Annotated in this window: 7 protein-coding genes; 6 read left to right on the forward strand and 1 reads right to left on the reverse strand. The window is 39.0% G+C overall.

All coding sequences use genetic code 11. The features are described from left to right. The 6 genes from K8089_RS12740 to K8089_RS12765 all read left to right on the forward strand — a co-directional run bounded on the left by K8089_RS12740 (position 1) and on the right by K8089_RS12765 (position 7081). Complete coding sequence (locus K8089_RS12740) at positions 1-1026, forward strand: glycosyltransferase family 2 protein (RefSeq protein WP_237603677.1); 1026 nt, start codon at positions 1-3, stop codon at positions 1024-1026. Next, entirely contained in the window at positions 1023-2135 is a 1113-nt protein-coding gene (locus tag K8089_RS12745; RefSeq protein WP_237603678.1) for a glycosyltransferase family 4 protein, read from the forward strand. The genes K8089_RS12740 and K8089_RS12745 overlap by 4 nt, the downstream gene beginning before the upstream one ends. After that, positions 2135-3190 (forward strand): glycosyltransferase family 4 protein, encoded by a 1056-nt coding sequence (locus K8089_RS12750; RefSeq protein ID WP_237603679.1) that lies wholly within the window; start codon positions 2135-2137, stop codon positions 3188-3190. Before K8089_RS12745 ends, K8089_RS12750 begins: the two co-directional genes overlap by 1 nt. A 98-nt stretch (positions 3191-3288) precedes the next feature. Further along, complete coding sequence (locus tag K8089_RS12755; protein ID WP_237603680.1) at positions 3289-4539, forward strand: O-antigen ligase family protein; 1251 nt, start codon at positions 3289-3291, stop codon at positions 4537-4539. Beyond that, positions 4502-5533: a glycosyltransferase family 4 protein gene (locus tag K8089_RS12760; RefSeq protein WP_237603681.1), complete on the forward strand. Its 1032-nt coding sequence runs from the start codon at positions 4502-4504 to the stop codon at positions 5531-5533. Before K8089_RS12755 ends, K8089_RS12760 begins: the two co-directional genes overlap by 38 nt. Before the next feature lie 126 nt (positions 5534-5659). Further along, positions 5660-7081: an exopolysaccharide biosynthesis polyprenyl glycosylphosphotransferase gene (locus tag K8089_RS12765; protein WP_237603682.1), complete on the forward strand. Its 1422-nt coding sequence runs from the start codon at positions 5660-5662 to the stop codon at positions 7079-7081. A gap of 570 nt (positions 7082-7651) precedes the next feature. Here the strand turns inward: K8089_RS12765 and K8089_RS12770 are convergent. Then, on the reverse strand, positions 7652-7913 hold a 262-nt coding region (locus tag K8089_RS12770), incomplete at its 5' end, for a hypothetical protein (RefSeq protein WP_237603683.1).

Below are 7913 nucleotides of genomic sequence, written 5' to 3' on the forward strand. Positions count from 1 at the left end.
ATGAAATTCTCTCTCATCATCTGCACCTATATGCGGTCACAGCCTTTGTGGAAGCTGCTTGAGTCGGTGGCAAAGCAGACGCTATATCCGGATGAAATTTTAATTATTGATGGGTCTACGGATGAGACAACTAAAAACATGCTTCGAAAGCATCCTTTTGAAAATCTAAAATACTTTAAAGTAAGAGATGAAGATCGCGGCCTAACGCGGCAGCGCAATTTTGGAATAGAGAAAGTTGGAGCTGGTATTGAAATAGTCTGCTTTTTAGATGACGATACAGTATTAACCGAAACCTATTTTGAAGTCCTTTTAAACACTTATAAGCTTTATCCAGAAGCCTTGGGAGTAGGGGGATATATTATAAATGAAGTGAAGTGGTGGGAAAACCAGGTATCTAAGGAACAGCAACGGTTGCTGAGCGAAGCCGAAGTAAGACCTAATGAATTTTCCTACGACGGCTGGACCCGCTCAGACGGTTCCCGCTTTGTACTTCGAAAAAAACTTGGATTAGATGCAAATAGGCCGCCCGCGCATTTTCCTGATTTTGGTCATGGTAGAAGTGTAAGCTTTCTTCCGCCCAGTGGAAAAATTTACGAAGTAGAACAGTTTATGGGCGGCGTAGCTTCCTATAAAAGAAAAACATTGGAGACTGAGAAATTCTCAGAATATTTTGAAGGCTATGGCCTTTACGAAGATGCAGACTTTACCCTTCGGCTTTCAAATATTGGAAAATTATATGTGAATACTGCGGCACAACTCTATCATTTTCACGAAGTAGCAGGGCGACCAGACTACTATAAATACGGTAAAATGGTTGTCCGCAATGGGTATTTTGTGTGGCGGGTAAAACACCCAAACCCTTCTTTAAAGGCTCGTTTTAAATGGAATGCCACATCATTTTTGCTCACCGTAATCCGCTTTAGTAATACAATAACTTCTTCTGATAAAAAGGCCGCCTTTAGCGAGGCACTTGGTAGATCCATCGGTTGGTTTAGCCTATTGTTTAATAAACCTACTGCGCGATGAACTTCCTTGTCGTATCACATACACCACACACTTTTATAAATGGTCGTTTTAACGCTTATGGTCCGTATGTAAAGGAAATGAATCTATGGTTGAAATATGTGGATACCTTTGAAATATTGGCGCCATGGATAAAAGATGAACCTTCATTGATTTTGCTTCCCTATAAAAATAAGGAGATCCGGTTTTCAGAAGTACCAGCAATTTCATTGCTTTCTTTTTTTGAAATAGTAAAAACTGTAATTAAACTTCCTAAAATTTTCTTTTCTCTTTTTGGAGCGATGAAAAGGGCAGACCACATCCATCTCCGATGCCCAGGAAACATCGGACTTTTAGGCTGTATTGTACAAATATGCTTTCCGAAGAAAAAAAAGACTGCTAAATACGCGGGGAATTGGGATCCGAAGGCGAAGCAGCCTTGGAGTTATCGTTTGCAAAAGTGGATACTCTCGAATACGTTTTTAACGCGGAATATGAAAGTGCTCGTTTACGGGGAATGGCCGGAACAGACTAAGAACGTCCTACCCTTATTTACCGCTAGTTATTCCGAAGAAAAAATTGCTGCGATACCTCAAAAGAAATACGATGCAATTTTGCAGTTTGTGTATGTGGGTACCCTCTCCAAAGGGAAACGCCCGCTTTATGCCATACAGTTGGTAGAGAATTTAATGAAAAAAGGAATACTGTGTAGGTTAGCAATTTATGGGGAAGGGGAGCAGCGTGGAGTTTTAGAAAAATATATAAAGGAAGCGCAATTAGGGTCGGTAGTTACGCTGTACGGAAATCAGGCCACAGAAGTAATTGAGACAGCATATAAATACAGTCATTTTTTAATCCTAGCTTCCCAATCTGAAGGCTGGCCCAAGGTTGTTGCTGAAGCTATGTTTTGGGGAGTTGTGCCTTTAGTAACACCTGTATCCTGTGTGCCTTGGATGCTGGATAACGGAAACCGAGGGATAATCTTAACTTTGAAGGTAACGGATGATACCGAAACACTACTTAGATTGTTAAAAGAAAAGGAAATGTTAAAGAAAATGGCAGAACGCGGTGCCGAATGGAGTCATCAATATACGCTGGAAGGATTTGAAGCAGAAATAAAAAAATTGATTTAATGCGGGTATTGCAACTTATAGATTCTTTAAATCCTGGCGGTGCAGAACGGATGGCGGTCAATATAGCCAGTGCTTTGAATAGAGCGGGAGTGGATTCATTTATATGTGCAACCAGAGAGGAAGGTAAATTAAAATCTGAGTTGAGAGAGGAAGTTTCTTATTTCTTTTTACGCAAACTAAGAACTTTCGATTTTTCAGCGCTTGTAAGAATGCGTCGCTTTATTAAGAAACATGAGATTACACATATCCATGCGCATACTACTTCTTATTTTTTTGCAATATTAATAAAGGTTTCCTTACCTAAATTAATTATTATATGGCATGAGCATCAGGGAAATAGGATAACTACAAAACGACGTGATAATATGGCGCTCTACTTTTGCTCTTTCTTTTTTTCGGGTATAATTGTCGTTAATAAAGAGTTAGAAGCGTGGTGGGTAAATAATCTGACGACAGCTAAGGTTTTTTATCTTCCCAATTTTGTGCCGATATTTTATCCGAAGGAAATATTAGCTAAAGAGAAAACAATAGTTTGTTTGGCAAATTTGCGAACCCCCAAAAATCATCAACTTTTACTGAAAGTATTCAATACCGTCCATAGTAAACATCCGGAGTGGAAATTAAAACTTATAGGAAATGATTTTAAGGATTCTTATTCCGAGAATTTAATAAATGTCGTCAAAAAAGAGAAGTTGGAGAATTCGGTAATTATTGTAGATAATAGTAAAACGATAAATAATGAACTTTCAAAGGCCACGATTGGAGTGCTCTCTTCCGACAGTGAAGGATTGCCAATGGCTATTTTAGAGTACGGTGCCGCTGGCTTACCCGTTGTATGTACAGATGTTGGTCAGTGCAAAGAGGTAGTAAATGGCTTTGGAAAGATAGTGCCTCCAAAGGATGCTGCGGCACTTGCTGCGGCACTTCTTTTTTATATTGAAAATAAGGAGAAAAGAATTGCCGATGGCACAGCATTTTCGGCACATATTGCGAAAAATTATGCAGCGGACGCAGTAATCCCTAAATTGCTGAATATTTACAAAAATTCGAACTGATTAAGCCTTTTCACAACATAGTGTATTTCCAGCTGCTAGCGTTTCATATCGCTTTGGGCTTTGCTGTTTATACCTTTAATGCATTATCAAAATATTATTTGATTGCAATTTGTTTTTACTTCCTATACCGAATTGTCTCTAATTCAAATAGGAAAGACGAGGTGTTATTAGCGGCAGGCTATATTACGGGTTTTGAGGTTTTGTCGCGTATGACGGGGGGTGCCATTAGTTACGAATTTTCAAAATACGCGGTAATTGGGTTTGTGCTAATAGGGATGTTTTACAAAGGCTTTAAACTAACTTCCCTGCCATATTTTATTTATATACTGCTCTTAATTCCAGGGATCGTGTTTTCGGCTATTAACCTTAGCTATGAGGCAAAAGTGGGGAATGCCATAGGGTTTAACTTAAGTGGTCCGGTTTGTTTAGGAATTGCTGCCCTCTACTGTTACGATAGGAAGATACCGATAGCCCGCTTACAAACAATCTTATTGGCGGTGCTATTGCCTATTGTATCAATTACTGTTTATTTATTTCTGTATTCCCCGAGTATTCGTGATGTACTTACGGGAACGGCTTCTAATTTCGCTGCTTCGGGCGGATTTGGTCCCAATCAAGTTTCGACAGTATTAGGATTGGGGGCGTTTATTCTTTTTACACGGGTATTTACAATTAAAAACAGACTTTTTAATATTGTGGATATTGCGCTCTTGGGGTTAATTGGCTACCGTGCCCTTATCACTTTTTCACGGGGAGGCGTATTAACCGCCATAGCGTGTGCCGTTTTGTTTTTAATTGCATTGTATTTAAAATCGGGTGTAAAACAAAAAGTAAATTTGTTGCCCAAGATAATTGTTATGGCTTCTGTGATTATCGGGGTTTGGGTTGTAAGTTCGTTTGCTACTATGGGCTTGATAGAAAATAGATACGCCAATGAAGACGCCAGAGGAAGGGAAAAGGGAGATGTAGGCACCGGAAGGGCTGCACTATTTGAAACTGAATTGGAAGCTTTTAAAGAGGCGCCCTTTACCGGAATAGGGGTAGGCAAATCTAAAGAATACAGGGAAAAACGCACTAATATTGAAGCTGCCAGCCATAACGAGATAAGCCGGTTATTATCGGAACACGGGTTATTTGGAATTTTAGCCTTGCTAATATTGCTCATAACACCTTTAGCCTTTGGATTGCAACACAGATCTAATATATATTTATACGCCTTTTTGTGCTTTTGGTTTTTTACTATTAACCATTCCGCTATGCGGATTGCAGCCCCAGCCTTTATATATGCCTTAAGTTTGTTGAAGATAGATTATGCATCAAAGAAAAAAACTGCTCTACATAGGAAATAAACTGGTCGTCCACGGAAAGCCTCCTACTGCTATCGATTTGCTCTCAGGAAAACTGCAGGAGGAAGGATATTCCGTAATTACAGCTTCTTCTAAATCAAATAGAATAAGCAGGATGATTGCTATGGTATTCATTACTATCAAAAACCGAAACATCGTTGATTTCGTTTTAATCGACACCTACAGCACCCAAAATTTTTATTACGCCGTTGTTATAGGATGGTTATGTCGCTTGTTTAAATTGCCCTATATACCTATTTTGCACGGTGGAAATCTTCCGGAGAGATTGAAAAGTAACAAAGGGTTTAGCAAAAGTCTTTTTGGAAAGGCCTACAAAAATGTAGCTCCTTCAAAGTATATACTGGAGCAGTTTAAATTGCAAGGGTTTAAAAATGTAGTTTATATTCCCAATACTTTAGAAATCAAAAACTACCCATTTCAGTTTAGAAAATCCGTAACCCCCAAGTTATTATGGGTGCGTTCCTTTTCTGAAATATACAATCCGTTGTTGGCTTTGGAAATAGTTGAAATGCTTAAGATAAACGGACACGATGTATCCCTCTGTATGGTTGGTCCCGACAAGGATGGTTCCATGGCACGTTGTAAAAAAGTTGCTTTGGAATTAAATTTACCTATTACTTTTCCTGGAATTTTAGCGAAGGATAAATGGGTTTACCTTTCAAAAAAATACGATATATTTATCAATACAACCAATTTCGACAATATGCCGGTAAGCGTAATGGAAGCGATGGCTTTAGGTCTGCCGGTGGTTTCAACAAATGTGGGGGGGATGTCTTTTTTAATTGAAAGTGAAATAGATGGTGTTTTGGTCCCGCCAAATAATCCTGAAATGTTTCTGAATGCTATTGAAGATGTATGTTCTAATGCTACTAAAGTAGAAGAAATAACAAAAAACGCACGCATCAAAGTCGAGCAATTCGATTGGCAAAAAATAAAACATAGTTGGATGGAGCTTATGAGAGGGGATGAAAATTGAGTAAATTTGAAGTGGAGACTTGAGATTTGAGATGTGAGATTTGAGATGTGTGTAGGTCCCTATTATAGTTTAACTACAGAGACACAGAGAGTTTTATAAATAAAAAACGGTCAATGCTATTTATGCATGGACAAACCAACAACCCACATCCGAATAATGGCCAAAAGCAGTATTCATTTTGATATTTCTGAAAGAAAAGTACTCTTGCGTATATTGGATATTGCTCATGTACTGGCCTTGCTGTATGTGATGGGGATTGCTTTCGATTTTGATTATTTTAAAATCAATTCCGAACACTGGATGTGGTCTATAGTATTAACCGTCTATCTTACCGTCTTTGCCACTATTTTTGAACTTTACGATCTGCAGAAAGCAAGTAGATTTAATGTGGTAGTAAAAAACGTAATTATCACTTCATCGGTTACGGTTTTATTCTATTTGCTTACCCCATTTTACACTCCTACATTGCCATCAAATAGATTGCAAATAGTGTATTTCTTTCTCGCTATAAACGTAGCTTTATTGGTTTGGCGGTATGCGTATATAACCCTTATTTCAACTCCCCGTTTTTATAAAAGGGTAATTCTTATAGCCCACGTGCAAGAGGTAAATACCATAGTGGCATCACTTCAAAAATCTGACCCTAACTATAGGGTTGTAGGGTATTTTAATACCGCTCCCAGCGATGGGAGAATTATCCACAACTTAGAATTAGACGCCATAACGTTCCCCGAAATAAACAAAATGGCCGAAGAAAAAACCGTATCTGAAGTAGTAGTGGGCACCCCGCTATCTGAAGGAATGACTGTAGCACTCAACAGGCAATTGATAAAGTTATTGGAAAACGGAATCCCAATCCGCGAATACACCCAGGTATATGAAGAATTGACCCACCGCATTCCGGTACAGCACGTAGAAAAAGATTTTTATCGCTACTTTCCTTTTAGCCGAAGTAACCAAAATAAATTATACCTTTTTTACAGCCGAATTTCCGATTTGTTTATCTCAGTTTTAGGGCTTGCTTTTGGCTTGTTGCTTTTACCCTTGTTTTTAATAGGAAATTTACTGGGAAATAGAGGCTCTTTGCTTTACACCCAAAAACGGGTTGGTAAAAACGGCAAACGTTTTAAAATCTATAAATTGCGAAGTATGGTGAAAAATGCTGAAACATACGGCGCCCAATTCGCAAAGGTAAAAGACAAACGCGTTACAAAGTTTGGTCGTTTTTTAAGGCGCTCCCGATTAGATGAAATCCCTCAATTTATAAATGTAATAAAAGGTGAAATGAGCATCATCGGTCCCCGTCCCGAGCGCCCAGAGTTTGTAAAAGACTTAATTAAAAAAATACCCTTTTATGAAGTCCGCCACCTCGTAAAACCCGGTTTAACAGGTTGGGCACAGGTAAACGCAGAATATGGTTCCAGCAATGAGGACGCTTTGGAAAAACTGCAATACGATTTGTACTATATGAAACACCGAAGCTTTTTTCTCGATATTACTATAATGGTAAAAACCCTTAGCACGATTTTGTTTTATAGGGGACAGTAAAACTGGACTCACGATAAACTGGAAAAAAGAACCATCACTTTTAGACCCACAACCAATCAGAAACGGGTACCAGAACTTGACCTTTTGAATCAAAATTTAACTAGTTAAATCCATCTGCACGGCTAGTTCATAGTAAAGCCATAGCAAAGCCATACCAAAGCCATTAAATTGTAGGAAAACAACTGTTTATTCCTACAGATTTTAGTTTGCAGAAATTAAAAGGCGAATAAATGCTGGGAAGCCTTGGTTTTATGGAAACATCCCCCAAAATCCCCCTTGAAAGGAGAACTTTTTGGCCAGTGCTTGAGTTGGGGGTATGGGGGGTTGGACTTGCTTTTAGTTTTGGGTTGATGGTTTTAATTAAATCTTGGCGAAACATCCCCCTAAATCCCCTTCGAAGGGGGACTTTTGGCCTGTGCTTGAGTTGAGGGCATGGGTGTTTTGGACATGATTTTCGCTTTAAATACGGTGATCTTAAATCTAACTTCATTATAAATAGAATCCGAATCTAGCTCCTCCCTTTGAAGGGAGGTTGGGTGGGATGTTTTTTTTGGGGGTTGTTGGTTTTGATTAAATCTCGGCGAAACATCCCCCTAAATCCCCCCTTCGAAGGGGGACTTTTTGGCCTGTGATTAGGTTGGGGGTTTGGGTGTTTTTGGGTTTACTTTTCGCTTTGAATATGGTGCTCATAAATCTAACAACATTATAAATCAAATCTGAATCTAGCCCCTCCCTTCGAAGGGAGGCTGGGTGGAATGTTCTTTGTTTTGGGATTGTGGGTTTTGATTTAACCTTGTGAAACATCCCCCTAAATCCCCCTTCAAAGGGGGAC

It is taken from the genome of Aequorivita vitellina (assembly GCF_022008365.1).
In the GTDB taxonomy this organism is placed as follows: domain Bacteria; phylum Bacteroidota; class Bacteroidia; order Flavobacteriales; family Flavobacteriaceae; genus Aequorivita; species Aequorivita vitellina.